The sequence below is a fragment of the Aliinostoc maniaoense genome, from assembly GCF_058172895.1.
In genome coordinates, this window is the sequence record NZ_CP187952.1 from 4,592,275 (window position 1) to 4,611,309 (window position 19,035).

At 40.8% G+C, this 19,035-nt stretch carries 12 protein-coding genes; 3 read left to right on the forward strand and 9 right to left on the reverse strand.

What is annotated here, in order from left to right:
• Position 1: 1 nt before the first annotated feature.
• The 3 genes from ACPZ3T_RS19890 to hisG all read right to left on the reverse strand — a co-directional run bounded on the left by ACPZ3T_RS19890 (position 2) and on the right by hisG (position 3,669).
• Positions 2-445 (reverse strand): response regulator, encoded by a 444-nt coding sequence (locus tag ACPZ3T_RS19890; RefSeq protein WP_490277288.1) that lies wholly within the window; start codon positions 443-445, stop codon positions 2-4.
• A complete protein-coding gene (locus tag ACPZ3T_RS19895) occupies positions 445-2,745 on the reverse strand; it encodes a GAF domain-containing sensor histidine kinase (RefSeq protein ID WP_490271185.1) in 2,301 nt (766 codons plus the stop codon). Before ACPZ3T_RS19895 ends, ACPZ3T_RS19890 begins: the two co-directional genes overlap by 1 nt.
• Positions 2,746-3,024: 279 nt before the next feature.
• The gene (gene hisG, locus ACPZ3T_RS19900; RefSeq protein WP_490271186.1) at positions 3,025-3,669 is read right to left on the reverse strand and encodes an ATP phosphoribosyltransferase; all 645 of its coding nucleotides are present in this window, start codon (positions 3,667-3,669) and stop codon (positions 3,025-3,027) included.
• A gap of 140 nt (positions 3,670-3,809) precedes the next feature.
• Between hisG and ACPZ3T_RS19905 the strand changes: the two genes are divergently transcribed.
• Positions 3,810-4,880 (forward strand): DMT family transporter, encoded by a 1,071-nt coding sequence (locus ACPZ3T_RS19905; RefSeq protein WP_490271187.1) that lies wholly within the window; start codon positions 3,810-3,812, stop codon positions 4,878-4,880.
• Between the two features lie 276 nt (positions 4,881-5,156).
• Positions 5,157-6,362: a peptidoglycan-binding protein gene (locus ACPZ3T_RS19910; RefSeq protein WP_490271188.1), complete on the forward strand. Its 1,206-nt coding sequence runs from the start codon at positions 5,157-5,159 to the stop codon at positions 6,360-6,362.
• 80 nt (positions 6,363-6,442) lie between these two features.
• On the opposite strand, the gene ACPZ3T_RS19915 is transcribed toward ACPZ3T_RS19910, so the two are convergent.
• The 6 genes from ACPZ3T_RS19915 to ACPZ3T_RS19940 all read right to left on the reverse strand — a co-directional run bounded on the left by ACPZ3T_RS19915 (position 6,443) and on the right by ACPZ3T_RS19940 (position 13,721).
• Positions 6,443-9,220: a GAF domain-containing protein gene (locus tag ACPZ3T_RS19915; protein WP_490271189.1), complete on the reverse strand. Its 2,778-nt coding sequence runs from the start codon at positions 9,218-9,220 to the stop codon at positions 6,443-6,445.
• A 552-nt stretch (positions 9,221-9,772) separates the two neighbouring features.
• On the reverse strand, positions 9,773-10,963 hold the full coding sequence (locus tag ACPZ3T_RS19920; protein ID WP_490271190.1) for a TRC40/GET3/ArsA family transport-energizing ATPase: 1,191 nt from the start codon (positions 10,961-10,963) through the stop codon (positions 9,773-9,775).
• A gap of 108 nt (positions 10,964-11,071) precedes the next feature.
• On the reverse strand, positions 11,072-11,347 hold the full coding sequence (locus ACPZ3T_RS19925; protein WP_490271191.1) for a hypothetical protein: 276 nt from the start codon (positions 11,345-11,347) through the stop codon (positions 11,072-11,074).
• Positions 11,348-11,400: 53 nt separating this feature from the next.
• Positions 11,401-12,612: an RNA-guided endonuclease InsQ/TnpB family protein gene (locus ACPZ3T_RS19930; RefSeq protein ID WP_490271192.1), complete on the reverse strand. Its 1,212-nt coding sequence runs from the start codon at positions 12,610-12,612 to the stop codon at positions 11,401-11,403.
• 133 nt (positions 12,613-12,745) lie between these two features.
• The gene (locus ACPZ3T_RS19935) at positions 12,746-13,138 is read right to left on the reverse strand and encodes a C6orf136 family protein (protein ID WP_490271193.1); all 393 of its coding nucleotides are present in this window, start codon (positions 13,136-13,138) and stop codon (positions 12,746-12,748) included.
• 19 nt (positions 13,139-13,157) lie between these two features.
• The gene (locus tag ACPZ3T_RS19940; RefSeq protein WP_490271194.1) at positions 13,158-13,721 is read right to left on the reverse strand and encodes a hypothetical protein; all 564 of its coding nucleotides are present in this window, start codon (positions 13,719-13,721) and stop codon (positions 13,158-13,160) included.
• Between the two features lie 411 nt (positions 13,722-14,132).
• On the opposite strand from ACPZ3T_RS19940, the gene ACPZ3T_RS19945 reads away from it, so the two are divergent.
• A complete protein-coding gene (locus ACPZ3T_RS19945; RefSeq protein ID WP_490271195.1) occupies positions 14,133-19,031 on the forward strand; it encodes a PAS domain S-box protein in 4,899 nt (1,632 codons plus the stop codon).
• Positions 19,032-19,035 lie beyond the last annotated feature (4 nt).

Consider the following 19,035-nt stretch of genomic DNA (forward strand, 5'->3'; position numbering starts at 1 on the left):
TTTACTCCGGTGGCAGTTTGACGATCGCAAACCAAAAGTTTTCTATAGATTGTACAATTCTAACGAACTGATCAAAGTCAACTGGCTTGGCGATATAACAATTAGCGGCTAGGTTATAAGCTTTGATAATATCTTCTTCCGCCTGGGATGTTGTCAGCACCACAACAGGAATGCGTTTGAGATTTGTATCAGTTTTAATCTCTGCCAAAACTTCCCGGCCATCTTTTCTGGGTAAATTGAAATCCAGCAGCACTATATCTGGATGAGGTACATTGGCATATTGTGCTTGTTTCCTGAGAAATGCCATCGCTTCTACCCCATCTTCCACCACATTAAGATTCACCGAGATTTTGCTATCTTCCAAAGCAATGCGTGTAAGTTCAACATCTCCAGGATTGTCTTCTACTAACAAAACCTGAATTGGCATAATATTTGTTGTTATCATCACTTTTGTTGACCTGCTTGTTCTGGAATGGTGAAGTAAAAAACTGAGCCTAAACCCGGTTCAGACTCAACCCAAATGCGACCACCGTGGCGTTCAATAATTTTCTTACAAATTGACAAACCGATGCCAGTACCTGGATATTTACTTCTCCCGTGCAGACGTTGAAAAATCACAAAAATTCTTTCAATATATTGTTTTTCTATGCCAATACCATTGTCCCGGACTGAGAATAGCCATTGGGACTGGGGACTGGGGAATGGGGACTGCTGAGAAACTTCTCCCTTGTCTCCCGTGTCTCCCCCTGCCCCCTGCTCCCTGCCCCCTGCCCCCTGCTCCCTGCCCCCTGCCACCTGCTCCCTGTCCCCTGCCCCCTGCCCCCTGCCCCCTGCTTCCCTAACTACCCCAATATGAATTTCCAGGGGAATATCTCGCCGGAACTTAATGGCGTTAGCAATTAAGTTTTGAAAAACTTGGGTTAATTGTGTGGGATCTGCGGTAACTATGGGTAAAGGATCATGGGTGATGACTACTCCAGATTCTTCAATGGCTAGTTTGAGATTAGTTTTCACCCGTTCTAAAATTACACCACAGTCAACTGAGATAAAAGGCTGTCCACGGGTTGTCAAACGAGAATAGTTTAATAAATCGTTGATTAAAGTTTGCATTCGTTGCGCGCCATCAACCGCATAGTTAATAAACTGTTGTGCTGTAGTGTCTAGTTGATGTTTGTAGCGACGTTCTAATAACTGTAAATAACTAGTGACCATTCTTAATGGTTCTTGCAAGTCATGGGATGCAACGTAGGCAAAACTTTCTAATTCTGCATTAGAACGAGCTAGTTCTTGACTTTGGTGGGTTTGTTCTTCAAGTAACTGTGCTTGGAATAAAGCTATCCCCATTTGGTTAGCTAACTGTTGCAATAAGTCCAACTCAAATTGACTCCAATGGCGAGGAGCGTTACATTGGTGGGCGATGAGTAAACCCCAAATTCCTTCTAAGTTGAGAATTGGTACTACAAGGTTAGCTTTCACCCCAAACTGTTGCAAAAATTCTCGATGGCAATCTTGAATCTCTGCCTGTGCAATATCCATAATTGCACTAACTCTACCTTGGCGATATTTGTCTACGTAGTCTTGTTGAAAACAAGGGTCAATAATGTTTTTTCCCAAAATTACTGGCCAGCCTGGTAAGACTGCTTCCTGTTCTACTGTTCCTGAACCATCAGGCCAGAGCTTAAAAATCAATACTCGGTCGGCTTGCAGGAGTTTTTGGACTTCTTGAACTGAGGTTTGTAAAATTTCTCCAATTTGCAGAGTTTCCCGAATTTTAACGGTGATTTCGGCAAATAGTTGCGATCGCCGATTTTGCCATTTTAGTTCTTCTTCTGCCTGTTTGCGCTCTGTAATATCCTGAAAATAAACCGATAAGCCGTTTTTACTGGGGTAAGCGTGAACTGCAAACCATTTATCTAGGGGTGGATAAAATTCTGCAAATTCAATGCTTATCTGCTCAGTAATTGCTCTGTGATATTCTCGCTCAAATGACGTGTTTGACACTTCGGGAAATGCTTGCCAGATATTTTTCCCTAGTAACTCAGTTTGGTTTCTCTGCAATAGCTTGGCAGCTTGACTATTAACGTAGGTAAATCGCCACTGTTGATCTAGGGCGAAAAAGCCATCGGTAATACTTTCGAGTATATTACTAATGTGATGGCGTTCCGCCCAGTGTAGCTGCTCGCTTACGACTTCCGACTCTCTACGTGCTGCTTGCTCTTGATTGAGCAATTTTTCCCTTATCTGAGCTATATCAGCCGTTTTACGCCTTAGTTCCAATTGGTCAACTACTAAGCGACTTAAGGCTACCAGTGCTTCAATTTGTGGTTGACTGAGTTGTTTAGGTTGTTGGTCAATAACACAAAGAGTTCCCAAAATTTGACCTTGAGGACTGAAAAGGGGTACACCTGCGTAAAATCGCCCATATGGGTATGAGTTTACTACGGGATTAGTTGCCAGGCGATCGTCTGCCAAAGCATCAGGAATCACTACAACATCCTGTTGTTTTTGACATAGATAACAGAAGCCTACATGACGAGGCATTTCTCCTACATCTAAACCCAATTTTGCCTTAAACCACTGACGATGTTCATCAATAAAATTAACTAAAGCTATAGATGTACCGCAAATAAAGGCAGCTAAATGAGCCAAATTGTCATAAGCTTCTTCTGGTTCAGTATCCAGAATTTCGTACTGATACAAAGCGGCCAGCCTTTCTTGTTCTTGATGGTTTGAGTTAGATGTCATAACGCTTTGATTAAAAAATGAGAATCAATACTGATGTGGGGTTCTCTAGTCTCAATTCTTTTTTAAATAGGGTTTTGTTAAAAAAAAACAACAAAATTTGATTTAAATATTAATTTAAATAATAAATCTTGCAGTTAATTTTAGTATATAAAAATAAATTTAAATAATTTAAATCTTTGATAACTACAGCCAAAATTCACTATCAATGATAAATTAGAAAAAATCCCCAAATTTATGCAAAATTCAGGGAGCTTACCTCAAAAATTCCTAGATGATAAATTAAGCAGGTGTCAAGATTGCCTCTCGGAGACGCTCAACTAGATGATGTAAGTTACCGGTATTGAGACGATAGCTCAGAGGATGAGCAATTAACCGTGCTGTGCTTTCATACAAAGTAGTAATCTCAACCAGTCCATTTTCTTTTAAAGTTCTTCCCGTAGAAACTAAATCAACTATTGCCTCTGACATCCCGGTAATTGGCCCCAGTTCTACAGAACCATAAAGCGGCACTATTTCTACTGGTAAATCAAGACTTTGAAAGTATTCATTAGCACAATTGACGTATTTAGACGCAACTCTACTATGAGGTGGTAAATCTAGAGGTGATTTGTAGGGACTAGATGCTTTCACCGCCACCGACATCCGACAATAACCAAACTGCAAATCAACTAAATGAGCGACTTGGGGCTGTTTTTCTTTGATAACATCGTAACCAATAATACCAATTTGTGCCTGACCGTATTCTACATATACAGGCACATCTTGTCCTCTGACTAATAATCCTTTGGCTTGTCCACTCCCATCGGTAATTTGAAGTTGGCGATTTCCTGAGTCTAAAAAAGCACTAAAGTCCAAACCTACACTTTGCAAGAGGCGGATGCTATTTTTGAGTAGTTCCCCTTTCGGCAATGCAACAGTTAACATTCTCTTTCTTGGTATTGGGTTTAAATAACAAAAATATAGTCGGAAGTACTCAGATATTATTTCCTTCACAAAAAGACACAATTGGGTAGAATTGGTTAAAGTAATCTCTGCACCTCTTAACCAAAGGTATCCGCAAACTCATGCAACTGAAACTCAGTGCATCTAAACTACCCTTCGCACCTCTACTACTCATTGCGCCTTTTTTCCTCTGGGGAACGGCGATGGTAGCCATGAAAGGAGTCATTCCCCATACAACACCACTGTTTATGGCAGGAGTACGCTTACTACCAGCCGGAGTATTAATTTTAATCGTTGCAGTCATTATGGGTAGACCCCAGCCTAGAGGTTGGCTAGCCTGGCTATGGATTGGTTTATTTGGTCTGATTGATGGCACATTATTCCAAGGATTTTTAGCGGAAGGATTAGTCAGAACTAGTGCCGGTTTAGGTTCAGTGATGATTGATTCTCAACCTTTGGCTGTCGCCTTACTATCTTTGTGGCTATTTCAAGAACGCATTGGTTTATGGGGATGGTTAGGGTTAGGCTTGGGAGTCACTGGTATTAGTTTAATTGGCTTACCAGATGAGTGGATTTTCGGGTTACTGGGTACTGGTGCAGATGTGGCCATTGGTGACTGGCAAAACTTCTTTTCCAGGGGTGAATGGTTAATGCTGTTGGCAGCTTTGTCGATGGCAGTAGGGACGGTGTTCATTAGGTTTGTGACTCGTTATGCTGACCCAGTAACCGCTACAGGCTGGCATATGATTTTAGGTGGTGTGCCATTGTGGGGTGCGTCATCAATGGTAGAATCCCAGCAATGGCAGAATCTAGTCAATTCTGATTGGTTGGCTTTAGGTTATGCTACGGTATTTGGAAGTGCGATCGCCTATGCTTTATTTTTCTACTTTGCCTCTAGAGGTAGTCTTACTAGTCTGAGTTCCCTGACTTTCCTCACACCAGTTTTTGCTCTCCTGTTCGGTCATCTCTTACTCTCAGAAGTCCTCAGTACATTGCAATGGGTAGGAGTCTTCCTGACTTTAATCAGTATCTACCTGATCAATCAACGTGATAACTTAGCTGGACAAACGAAAAACTTGACTGTAGAAGAAACAGCTAATACACAGCCAAAACCACTCACAGAATCCTCTAGCAAACAACTCAATCCCCTAGTTGTATCCGTCAGAAAATCAGAATCTGAAACCCTACCCTAATTACCTCTAGGATTATCTCCATCGCAAGCAAACAAATATTCCATTTCTATTGTTCACAGTCAACAGTCAACTACTGGAAGCAAAATAATTTACTATTGGAGTTCCCTAGACATATTTATGGTAAAAAAGCAAAAAACACCCACAAATAATTACACAGGGTAGTATAATTTACATAATTTCCACGAAAAATTCAACTTTATTCACCATATAAAAGTTACTATTTAGAGATATTCTCTTACTTCCCTAGCACTTTCAGGCTACAATTTTGAACTTAATATGAGGCTATACCGCTCCTCAATTTTAATCATTACCTATTTTTCCTGCCTGGGATTTTACGTAAATCGTGCCAGTGCAACTACACCTAACTTAGTTCCTCAAGTTTGGTATCTGGCACAAGCTAGTTCCACTCAAGCAACTAAACCAGTTGTTCTCACCCCAGGTAGTCAAGGCTCAGATGTACGAATCTTACAAACTCAATTAAAGGAGTTAGGTTACTATGATGACTTGATAGATGGAAAATACGGTCAAAGTACAAAAAATGCTGTAGTCAAATTCCAGACAGCTAAGGGTTTAAAAAGGGTAGATGGTTTTGCTGACCTGACAACCCAAAAAACTCTGCAAAGCGCATTTGCACAAAATAAAAGTCAATTAGCCATCTCTACTACTACTGATACCTCTGCTGCATCCAATTCTAGCCGCCCAAATAATCCCAAACCCCAGTCTGCCCAGAAAGATTTGATTTGGTGGTTAATATTAGCATTAGGAACTTTAGGGAGTATTGGGGCGATTTTGTTCTTATTGAAATGGTATGAGCAAAACAACACCGCAAAAACCCCGCAAAACTCAGGGATAAAAGCTTTAAGTCCAGCCCAAGAAACTCAAGTTCCACTAGCTTTACAAGAAGTAGAAAAAACACCAGTTAACCTAGAAAATACGGCTCAATTCACAAATTCATCCACAGGTAGCCCATCAAGTTCTACAACTCTCATGCCCCCTGTAGAAACTACCTCTCGCATCACCAAACTTAGTATAGTTGATGAATTAATTAGAGATTTACGTAGTACCGACCCCAGCAAGCGACACAAAGCCATCTGGGATTTAGGTCAGCAAGGTGATTCACGAGCAATTCAGCCCTTGGTCAATTTGTTGATTGATGCTGATTCTCAACAACGCAGCTTAATTTTAGCTTCTTTATCAGAAATTAATATCCGTACACTTAAACCTATCAACCGGGCTTTAGCTGTCTCCATGCAAGATGAAAGCCCAAAAGTACGCCAAAATGCCATCCGTGACTTGACTCGTGTCTATGATCTTATGGGACAAATGAGCCAAATGTTAGCCCACGCTCTCGACGATCCCGACGCGGAAGTCCAGTCCACAGCTAGGTATGCTCTGACTCAAATGAATAGAATGCGGAATGTATCTCATAGTCAGATTTCACCGGGAGATAGTCAAGAAGGACACAGTATAGGTGACAGGTGATAGAAAAAATAGAACGAGCAAAAAATCAGGTTTTCATGTCTTGGATATGAAAGCTTGTCAGTAATTCTACTGATTAATCCCTAATCATAGATACCATTTCCCAATTCCGTTTGATAAATGGGTATTTCAATCCAAAACTCTGTTCCTACACCCAACTGGGAATCACATTTAAATACACCCCCATGTTTATCGACTACGATCCCGTAACTAATTGACAATCCTAAGCCAGTACCCTTACCTACTGGTTTGGTAGTAAAAAATGGGTCACATATTCTCATTCTCAGGGTTTCGGGTATACCAGGGCCATTGTCTGCAACCCGAATTACTACACTTTTGACATGGTTATTAAGTTGACCAATGCTAGTAGTGATAGTAATTTGACTTTTATCTAGTTTTGATGGTGACTGCCTATAATCTTCTAAAGCATCGATCGCATTACTCAAAACATTCATAAATACCTGATTCATTTGTCCAGCGTAGCACTCTATCAAAGGTAGATCGCTGTACTTTTTAATGACGGTAATAGCGGGACTTTCTGGTTTAGCTTTTAATCGATGCTGTAAAATCAGTAAGGTATTATCTATACCGTCGTGAATATTCACAGCTTTCATTTCCGCTTCATCAAGGCGAGAGAAATTTCGTAAAGACATGACAATTTGACGAATGCGCTCAACCCCAATTTGCATAGAAGCTAGAGTTTTAGGCAAATCTTCAGATAAAAATTCTAAGTCAATTTTGTCTGCCAAATCCAAAATTTCCGTAGTGGGATGACAGAATTGTTGTCGATAAAGCTCTAGCATACTCAGTAAATCTTTAGCATACTCGCTCACATGAGACAAGTTGCCATAGATAAAATTCACCGGGTTATTAATTTCATGGGCTACACCCGCCACTAATTGTCCCAAGGAAGACATTTTCTCAGTTTGAATTAGTTGGGTTTGAGTTTGTTTTAAATGTTGTAGTGCTTGATTTAACTTTTGTGCCTGTTGTTGTGTTTGGCTGAGTAGTTCTGCTTGTTGCAGTGCTACTCCTAGTTGGGCAGCAACTTGACTGAGGAAATTAACTTCCGAGGGTTTCCATTGTCGGGGAGATGAATGTTGATAGGTTGCTAGTAAGCCCCAAAGTTTTTTACCGACAAATATTGGCGCAAGCACAAAAGCCTGTATTTGGAAATTTTCTAGCATTTCCACATGGCACTGATCAAATCCCATTTTATGGATATCATCTACCGCCAATGTTTCATTGTGGCGATATCTTCCTCCTGCTGTTTTTTGTAAATAAGTATCATTCCAAACTGTACTTACACTGATTGGTGATTTCTTAAACCAATATGAATTAACTGCTTCAAAATCACCAACAAATTCACCACCCCAGTCAGCATTGAAACGATAAACAGAAACACGATCTGCTGTGATTAACTGACAGACTTCTTTTGTTGTGGTTTGAAAGATAGTTTCAGTATCAAGAGATTCTCGAATGTTAGTAATAACTCGAAACACTGCTTGTTGTTGTTCTACTGCTTTTTGTAGTTCAAAAGTCCGTTTTGTAACTTCTTTTTCTAAGTTATTATTAAAAGCTTGTACTTGTTGATATAGTTCATGTTGCTGAATTGCTGAGGCGAAGTGTTGGGCAATTGCTTTAGCTAATTCTATATCTTCATTTGTCCATTGTTGGGCTTGTGCTTTTTTAGATTCACACCACAATTCAAAGGATTTGCGGGGGTACAATTGTCTTGTATCTGGGTCATGTTGACCCGCCCATAGAGTTTGTGTATCTATTTCATTACGGAAAATACTTAAATATCCCAACAATTGCTGACGATATTCCAAGGGAATCATCAAAATACTGCGAATTTTTGTGGGTTGAAAAACAGGCTCTAAACTATGTAAAGCAGGATTTTCATAGATATCACTAATTGCCCAAACATCATAATGATGAGATTTGTAGTGTTCTTGCCAGAGACTATATTGCTCAATGAGAGGATAGATAGTTGGTTCGGGAATGACTGGTTGTTCTCCACAGATATAAAGTTGAATACAATCACTACCTGGCATTAAACATTCTGCTAAACTTTTATGATAATGATTGTGCAGATCAAATGGTTGCTTTTTCAGACACAGTCTACCTCCCACGCCATGAAAAGCGGTAACTGCTACTTCTAAAGCAGGTTGTAAGACAATAGTTGGTAATGAGTGGAGTAGGGTTGCAATCTGGTTAATTACCGCTTCCCGTTGTGCTTTTTCACGGGCTTGGGTGAGGAGGTAACTTTGAGAAATAGCCACAGATAATTGATCTACAACCATTTGCATGGCTGCTAATTCATGTTCAGAAATATGACGGGCTTTTGAGTGATGGGATACCAACAATCCCCAGAGCGTATCTTGATGAAAAATTGGAATCACAACGGAAGACTTAACACCCATTGCTGTAAGATATTCAGCATGACATGGATCTACAGGGCGATAACGGATTGCTTCCGGGATTTGTTCTCCTATTTGAGAGTTATGTAAGCGACTTTGACCAATTTGTCCAGAATCTAGATTCACTAGACAACGCACCTTTGATTTGATCAAAAGTTCCCTAGCTGTGGGGGGAATGTCATCGGCGGGAAAATTTAAGCCCAGTAATGAGGGTAAACAGTTTTCATAAATCGACTCCGCAATCACCTGACCGCTACCATCGGCGTGAAATTTGTAGATCATCACGCGATCAGTTCCCAAGAGTAAGCGTATTTCTGCTGTGGTTGCGGTAATGATATCTTCCAATTCTAAAGATTGACGGATACGAGTTGTAATCCGGTGCAACACACTTTCTTGGTTAAGACTGACCTGCGAATCAGACGAAGCGATCGGGGACATTGTTTTTAGTTAAATTGATTTGAGGAAAAACACGAGATTTTTACAAATCTAAAAACATTCTGTATTTTTATAAATCACATTGTCTACAGTAGAAATACGGCCAAATTTTTCTTCAAAAATTTATATATCAGAACTACAGTTAATTATTGAATAAAGTCAAATTTAAGCCAATACAAACGAATTAAAATCTGTCAGGTAAAAAATAAAAAAAGACGCAGTATCGCGTCTTATGAAATCCTAAAACAAACGTGAGTTCGACGAATTTAAAAAACCCCTCTCCAAACCTCTCCCCTGCAAGGAGAGAGGCTTCAAAACCTTAATCTTTCCTTGAGCTTGCCAGATTATTTAAGCCCCTCTCCGCGTCGGAGCGAAAAGTCTGAGCGGAGGTTTCCTCCGATCAGAACTTTTCAAGAGAGAGGGGTTGGGGAGAGGTCATGGAACTCACGTTAAAACAAAGGCTAAATCTGCCTTTAGTGGGAGTTTTTTGGTGGAAGTTTGCAGTAATAAAACAAGATTAATATAGCTTTTCTGGATTTACACATCATTACTGAACTATGAGACTCTTGCATTATCAGCAAAGCGAATTTTTAGATAATCATCTTCCATTTTTGCGCCTGCGGGTTGTAGTGCTGCTAGGGCTTGGGGTAATACTAGATTACGGCGATGATTACCAATTGTAATATTTAATTCATCTCCTGTTTTACTGAGTTGAATTTGATTTTTGGGAATCCCTGGTAAGTACAATTCTAAGCTGTATTGATTTTGTTCTTGCACTACTCGGACGGTGGTTTCTTTGTAATATACTTGAGTTGGGTCTTCATCTTGATAGAGAGTTGATTTCAAACGCTCCAAAGCGGCTAACCCACACATTTCTTCAGAGAATAATGGCACTTCCTTAACAGGTAGAGGGAGGAAATTTTCGTGGATTTCTTGGCGATATTCTTCCTGATTTTGTTTCCAACGTTGGAAGAATGGATCTTGCACTTCAGCCGGGATAATTCGATTAGCAACAACTAAATCTGTGGCGACATTATACAAGCTTAGATAAGCATGAGCGCGGAGAGATTCTTTAATCACCATCTTTTCGGGATTAGTGACTAAGCGAACTGAAGTTTGGGTGTTATCTGTTAATACTTTCTCCAAAGCTTCAATCTGCTCATAAAATTCATAAGGCGCATCCATGACTTCTTTGTCTGGTAGAGAAAAGCCAGCGATAGGCTTAAAAAGTGGTTCAACTAGGGGACGCAAAGCGACAGAGATGTTTTGAAATGGTTTATAAAAACGTCGCATATACCATCCACCAACTTCTGGTAAACTCAACAGTCGTAATGCTGTGCCGGTGGGTGCGGAGTCGATAATCAAAACATCATATTCGCCTTCATCGTAGTGGCGTTTCATTCTTACCAAGCCAAAAATTTCGTCCATACCTGGTAAGATGGCTAGTTCTTCGGCTTGTACTCCTTCTAAACCTCTGGCCTGTAAAACTTGGGTAATATATCGTTTGACTGCACCCCAGTTACCTTCTAATTCTTGTAGTGCGTCTAGTTCTGCTCCCCACAAGTTTGGACGAATTTGTCGGGGTGCGTGTGCCAGTTCCATGTCAAAACTGTCTGCTAATGAGTGGGCAGGGTCTGTACTCAAAACCAGTGTACGATATCCTAACTCTGCACAACGGAGTCCAGTTGCTGCTGCAACTGAGGTTTTACCCACGCCGCCCTTTCCTGTCATTAAAATTACTCGCATGGATGATTCTGCCCTGCCTGAGAATTGTTTACATTTATTTACGATATCTCTATTATCAATGGTTTTGGGGCAAGGGGTATTGAGTTAGGGGAATTAGGCATGAAGGATTTATTCATTTTGGGAATGGGACTGCAAGAATTGATCGAGTTTGGTTTCGATGTCTGAGAGTTTTTTGAGTATGGTGGGGCGATCGCCATCTTCTGAAAGTAATATCTTCAATATGCCTTCTTGTACTTGGGTTAATTTTTCTACAGCTTTTTGTAGTTGAATCATACCTTCCCGGAGTTCTTGACGTTCTTCTCTGGTGTCTGCCATATCATCTAACATGGCTTGCACTGTTTTGGCGTTAGCTTCTATGAGTTGTTTAAGTTCTTTATCAGCCATAGCGATCGCTCTTTTGGGTTCAGTATATTATTTCTTTTTTGACACTCTCCGCCCTATAAGGGCGAAGATTCTTTATTCATAGACCCAACTTGCTCATACAAGATTTCTCCAGCATGAGTAGAGGTCGAATCTCCTAAAGCGTTCGGGTCTATGACCCAAGTTCCGGTATGCCCTACCGTACTCAAGGCTAATTTCAGAATATTAATAGCAGCATTCCAATCTCTATCCAGCACAAATCCACATTCACAAACATGAGTTCTTGTGGATAGAGATTTTTTGACTACTGCTCCACAGTTAGAGCATTCTTGGGATGTATAGGCAGGATTGACTGCTACAGTTATCCTGCTAAACTTCACCCCGAAATACTCTAACCATTTTCTGAATTGATACCAACCAGCATCATTAATAGATTTGGCGAGACAGTGATTTTTCACTAAATTCTTAATCCTCAAGTCTTCATAGGCGACCAAATCGTGAGATTGGATGACGCAACGCGCTACTCTCTTAGCGTGTTCTTCACGTTGCCTACTTATTTTGAGGTGTACTCGCCCTAATTTATTAATGGCTTTCTTGCGGTTGATAGAGCCTTTCTTTTTGCTTTGAACACGTCTTTGTCGAAACTTGAGACGTTTTTCTCCTGTGCGATAAAATCTTGGGTTAGGTTCACTGTGTCCATTACTGTCTGTGTAAAACTCCTTCAAGCCAACATCTAAGCCAATGGTTTTACCTGTTGGTTGTGTTTCTACTTTATTGTCTACACTGACTAAAAACTGAACATAGTAACCATCAGCACGACGTACTAACCTAACTCGTTTTATCTGTTCTAATGGGTAGAAGTTTAAATCCCACGTTCCTTTGAGATTAAGTTTGCCAATTCCCTTTTTGTCGGTGAAGGTTATCTGTTTTCTCGTTTGTGATAGTTTCCAGCCAGAGGTCTTATATTCCACCGAACGGTTATTTTTCTTAAACTTGGGATATCCTTTTTGACCAGGGATTTGTTTCTTACAATTGTAGTAGAACCTAGCTATGGAGCTATATGCTCTTTCTACTGCTACCTGAGTTGCATGAGAGTTTAAGTCTTTTACGAAGGAGTATTCAGCCCTTAATGCAGTGTTGTAGCGATATAGCTCTTTCTGCCCTACACCTCGGTTGTCCATCCAAAAACGGATACACTTGTTGCGGACAAATTGAGCGGTCTTTATTGCTTCATTTATAGCTGCATATTGAGTTGTTTTCCCTTTAGCCTTAAACTCTAAAACTATCATTTGACGTGGAAAACTTCTACGGCATTTATTCTAACACAAACAAAGCCGCCCTAGAAGGACGGGGCTTGTATCCCATTAATTTCGGTCATAACACTTAGTGATGATATTAATTAATTTTAGTTTAGTCCTAATTTCATTGATTATTTACTGCCTGGGAAAAATGTTGTTTCAGTACATCTAAACGAGAACAATGCCAATAATCAATGTGAGAAATGATTAAACCTTCTGAGTTGAGTCGGAGTTCACTCCAACCGGAGATAGAGATGCGGGGTTTCCAAGGTAGGGGAGTATTCCAACTCAGTGTCCATTCGGTTTTGATGGTGTCTCCCACGGGTTGAATATGATGTACATCCATCTGGCAATTTAAAAACCAAGTTTGGATAAATTTAATCATCTGTTTGTAGCGTTCAACACCATGAAAGCTATTTAAGGGGTCTTGAAAATAAACATTTTGAGCATAGATGCTATAGGTTTGATCATCTGGGAAGCGTTGATAGTCTTGTTTGAGGATGGCAATGATATCCATTTTGTGATTCTGGCTGAGGTTATACTTGATGCCATAGGCGTTCTAGCTGCTGTTGCCAAGCTGCTAAAACTCCTTGTGTTGTTTGAGATGTTTGGTTAATTTCCCCTAAGAGTCCTTCTGCATAGAATCGCTCTAGGGTTTGCATTGTGGCTTGCAGAGATTGTCCTTGTTGTTTTGCTGCTTGCACAATTTGCCGCAGACGATGTTCAATGAGGCGATTGAAAATATCGTTTAAGCCGGCTTGATGTAAGGAGATGAGTCTAGCGATCGCATTCCTGAAATCATCGTTGACTAAAGTACGGCTATGATGCTGATATACTCCCCAAATTACACTCTCATGCAAAGCATAACGAACTTCTTGGGTGTCATCAAAGTTAGCTGCTAATAACTCTGCTAAAAATGGTTGTGCTTCTTGTAACGGCACAATTGGTAATAAAACTCGTAGCCAATTGCTGTCTTCCGATAGCAATACTAGCAGTCTCAGTGTAGATGTGTCTATTTGCCACGAGCAAGATGTGATCTCTTGTACATTCGCACTCCCAAATAGTTCGGTCAGCGTTCCTCGAATGTCTTCAGGTGTCATATGTTTTGTTTGAGCTTTAGCCTCTAGGGTAACGCTTTTAGGTTCACAGTGGGTGAGAGAAAAAAGGTGTGGGGAGAGGGGGAAGTGTGGGGAGTGTGGAGGGTAATTTTTTGGATACTTAGCTAGAAATCCCACACAAAGTTTCGTTCACCCGTCGCGTATTTAGCGAGAAACGCGGTCTTGGGCTTTGCCCAAGTGGAGCGATTTCTCAAGACAAACCCCAACTCAGCTGATACTACGCGTAGACCTAGGGGGCATAACTGATAACTGTGTTCAGTCTATTGTCCTATCAGTAACCTATTTATATCAATGGAAATGTATAATATTAGACATATCATCTTAACATACGAAATTTTCTCTAGTGACTCAAGGGTATTAATCAAAAAGTTTTACAAATATATGGTTGTATAAATGGGTACTGAATTATTGAATTTAGCTAATCAGCCAGATGTGGTAATGGCCGAGGCTATTGTCCGTCAACCTTTAGTTGTCACACCCAATACGCCTGCCATTGAAGCACTGAAACTGATGAATAATACCAGGACAGATGGCTTATTCTGCGATCATTTAGATCAATCTTGGGTGAAGACTACAGCTCAAGCTAGTTGTGTTTTAGTCATGGAAGATAACCAACTTGTGGGTATCTGGACACAGGAAGATTTACTCCGACGGAATGCTGAAGGGCTAAATGTAGCTTTAATGAGCATGGCAGAAGTTATGACTCATCCTGTCATTACCATAGAGGAATCTGAGTTAAATAATTTTTCAGTCCCGTTAAAACTATTTTGTCAGCATCGCCTGAGACATTTAGTGATAGTTGATCATGCTCACCAAGTCGTTGGTTTACTTACCTTAGAAAGTCTACTGTATGGACTAAGCAGTTTACAACAACTGCAAACTCAACAACAGCAAGATTGTGAAGCGTGTATTGTTGCCCAAATCGAAGCTTCAGAAAAAAAATATCGTTCTTTGGCTGAGAATATACCTGATGGTATGTACCTTGTCAGTCCTGATCAAAAGTTATTGTACATCAATCTAGCGATCGCTGAGATTTTTGGCAGACCCCATGAATATTTCTTTCATAATTATCCCCATTGTTTATTCAACTGCATTCATCCTGATGATCTAGAAAAATTTCGCTCTACCTTTTTTCCTGATAGCAGAAAATCAGATTATCAAGAGATCACCTATCGAATTATCAAGCCAGATGGCTCAATTTGCTATGTTTGCGATCGCGCTCATCTGATTTACGATACTGAGGGTAATGTGGAAGCCTACCAGGGGATAGTCACAGATATTACCAAAGCTAAACAGATAGAACAAGCTCTCCGAGATAGTGAACAACGTTATGCCACACTGACTGCAAATGCTCCAGTGGGTGTGTTTCGTACTGATTTAGTAGGTAATTATCAATACGTCAATCCTCGTTGGCAACAAATGGCAGGTTTATCAAGTACCCAGGCATTAGGATTAAACTGGTTACAGGCATTACATCCTGATGATCGGGAGCGCGTACTAAGCGAGTGGCGTGATGCTGTCGCCCAAAAACAATCTTTTTTCACAGAACATCGCTTGCAAAATTCGGATGAAACAGTCATCTGGGTGATGGCACAAGCAATACCGGAAATCGATAGCATCGGCAATTGTACAGGCTATGTAGGCACGGTGACGGATATTACTGCTCACAAACGCATGGAAGGGCGATTAGAAATGCAAAACTGCATTTTAGCCCAAATTGCTAAAGGTGAACCCTTACTAGATATCCTCAAAGCACTGATTGCCTCTCTCGAACAGCAATTAGATGGGGCATTATGTTCTATTTTGTTAGTCGATGAGGAAAATCGCCTACATCCGTGTCCATCTGTGAAGCTACCACAAGAATACCTCATGACCTGCGATGGCGTAATGATTGGCGAAGGAGTCGGATCTTGTGGGACTGCGATTTATCGCCAACAAGTAGTGATTGTTCCCGATATTGCCAATGATCCTCTTTGGCAAGATTTCAAGGATATTGTTCTGAGTTTTGGATTGCGGGCTTGTTGGTCTGCACCCATTATCGGCAGTGATGGTCGTGTACTGGGAACATTTGGTATATATTACCGCCAGGTAAAAACGCCCCTAGCCTACGATTTGGAACTACTCACCCTTGCTGCTTATATTGCCGGAATTGCTATCGAACGAGAACGAGGAGTGATTGCTCTGCAAACAAGTGAGAGTTTTTTACGTGCCATCTATGAAGACGTTGAGCAAGCTATTTTTACCGTAGACATTGATAGCCAAGGAGAATATCGTTATGGGGGATGGAATCCTGTTGCCGAGCGTTTTTGTGGTATTGCCAGCCTAGATGGCAAGGGTAAAACTCCCCAACAAGTGTTAGGTGAATCTATAGGCACATTACTATGTCAAAAGTATGACAGTTGTGTCGAATCAAAAAAACCTTTTTCCTTTGAAGAACAGTTTACTAACTGCCAGACAAATCGTAGTTATTGGTTACTAGTAACGCTCAAGCCCTTGCAGGATGAAACCGGACGAGTCTATCGTCTAATTGGTACTGCTGCTGATATTACTGGACGCAAAAGCGCAGAAGAATCCTTAAAAACACTAGTTGAAGGTACAGCCGCTTTCACCGGTACAGAGTTTTTCTCGGCTCTAGCTCGTTATACAGCTAAAGCCTTGGATGTACCTTATGTATTAGTTACACAACGCATCGGCAACTGCTTAAAAACTTTGGGATTTTTTGCCAATAATCAATTGCAACCCCCAATCACCTATCCGATTGCCGAGAGTCCTTGTGAAAAGACGTTAACACAAGGAATTTTTTACTGTCCATCCGAAGCATCTCAGAAATTTCCAGCAGATCCCGATCTTCAGATGATGGAGGCACAAACATATTTAGGTGTGGCTCTGCGGGATAATCAGGGAATAGCTATAGGTAATGTCTGTGTTCTCAGTACCCGTCCTTTGGAAAACCCAGAATGGATGAAAGCAACTTTGCGGGTATTTGCTGCACGAGCAGGTGCAGAATTAGAACGGCAGCAAGCCACAGAAGCCTTACAAAAACTCAATGACGAATTAGAAGCCAACATCAAACAACGCACAGCCGCATTGCAAGAAAGTGAAGCTCGGTTTCGTGCCGCCTTTGAACAAGCAAATGTCGGTATAGTCGAAGTTGATTTGCAGGGTCGATTCATCGGGATGAATCAAAAATTCAGTGATATTGTGGGGTATTCACAAGTAGAATTGCTGGGCGTATCCTTTATGAACATTACCCATGCAGAAGATATTTCTAGGGATGTACATCAAAGGCAGCGTCTTCTCAATAATGAAATTCAAACCTTTTCTCTAGAAAAACGTTATATCCATAAACAAGGAAGTATTGTTTGGGTATATGTGACTACCTCCGTTGTGCGATCGCTCCCTGGTGAACCACAATATTTAATTGCTGTCATTCAAGATATTAGCGATCGCAAACGCGCCCAGGAAACCCTGCAAAAACAAGCACAGCGCGAACGACTGCTGAGAAATATCACTCAACACATCCGTCAATCCCTGGATTTAAAGTCAATCCTCGCCTCAGCCGTCAAGGAAATTCGACAAACTTTTCAGGCAGACAGAGTCTTAATTTTTCGCCTCACTACCAATGCTTGTGGAATGGTTTTGGAACAATCCGTAGACCCCGCATACCCGATCATAGATAGTAAGCTATGGGAAGATAAATGTTTTCCAGAACCATGTTATGAATTTTACCGCCAGGGTAATATCCGCATCGTCACAGATTGTCAAGATGACGATTGGGGTGATTGTCTGGCGGGATTCATCCAACAAACACAGGTAAAATCCAAAATTATCGCCCCAATTATTCAAAAAGTAGAAAATCATCCTCCTAGGGTATGGGGATTAATTAGTCTTCACACTTGTGCTACACACCGTCAATGGCAAACACATGAAATTGATCTACTCCAGCAAATTGCTAGCCAATTATCCGTAGCAATTCAGCAAGCAGACCTCTATGAACAAGTGCAAACGGAACTGAGCGATCGCAAACGTGCAGAGATAGCATTATCTTTGTTAAATGAGCAACTCCTATATGTCAACACCGAATTATCCCGTGCCACTCGCCTCAAAGATGAGTTCCTCGCCAGTATGAGTCATGAACTGCGTACACCTCTAAATGCCATTTTGGGAATGTCTGAAGGCTTGTTAGACGGGGTATTTGGTCAAATTACAGACCGCCAGCAACGTGCTTTGTCTACTATCGAACGTAGCGGTAAACACCTGTTAGAACTGATCAACGATATCCTTGATTTAGCAAAAATTGAAGCAGGTAAACTCGAACTGCAAATTGCTCCCATTGCTATTACTTACTTGTGTGATTCTAGTTTGGCTTTTGTCAAACAACTAGCATATCAAAAACAAATTCAACTCCGACTAAATATTCAAACTACCATCACAGAAATTGCTGCCGATGAACGCCGGATGCGCCAAGTTTTAATTAACTTGCTCAATAATGCGGTGAAATTTACCCCAGAAGGGGGATGTGTCACCTTAGCAGTCCGCAAAGAAAGAATTGACAACTACTCCTGTGTTGAAAATACTCACCTTCCCCAACCCCAATGCTCAGACTGGGTAAGTTTTTCGGTCATTGATACAGGTATTGGTATTGCTCCCGAAGATATGGGGAAATTATTCCAATCCTTTGTGCAGATCGATAGTCGTCTGAATCGGCAGTATACTGGCACAGGATTAGGACTAGCTTTGGTGCGTCAAATTGCCGAGTTACACGGCGGACAGGTAAGTGTCAGTAGTGAACTAGGCAAAGGTAGTTGTTTTACGGTACGTTTACCTGACATAGAGCAAAAATTAACTTTGCCTACACCTACAGCAGATGTACAATTACCTTTAACTGGTTTATCAACTATTCCATCGGTAGTTTCCCCATCACCCTTAATTCTTTTGGTAGAAGATAATCAGGCCAATATAGAGACAATTTCTAGCTATCTTGAAAGTAGGGGGTATAGACTAATACTAGCGACTAATGGGCAAACAGCGATTGACTTGGCCAGATCCCAAAATCCTGACTTGATTTTGATGGATATTCAAATGCCAGAAATCAATGGTTTGCAAGCTATTCGTAGCATTCGCCAATATAGGCAATTGGCCAATGTTCCCATAATTGCATTAACAGCATTAGCCATGCCTGGCGATCGCGAAAAATGTCTAGAGGCAGGGGCTAATGATTATTTAAACAAACCAGTCAAGCTCAGAGAACTTACAAGTATAATTCAGCACTTGTTGAAAACCAGTACATAGATTA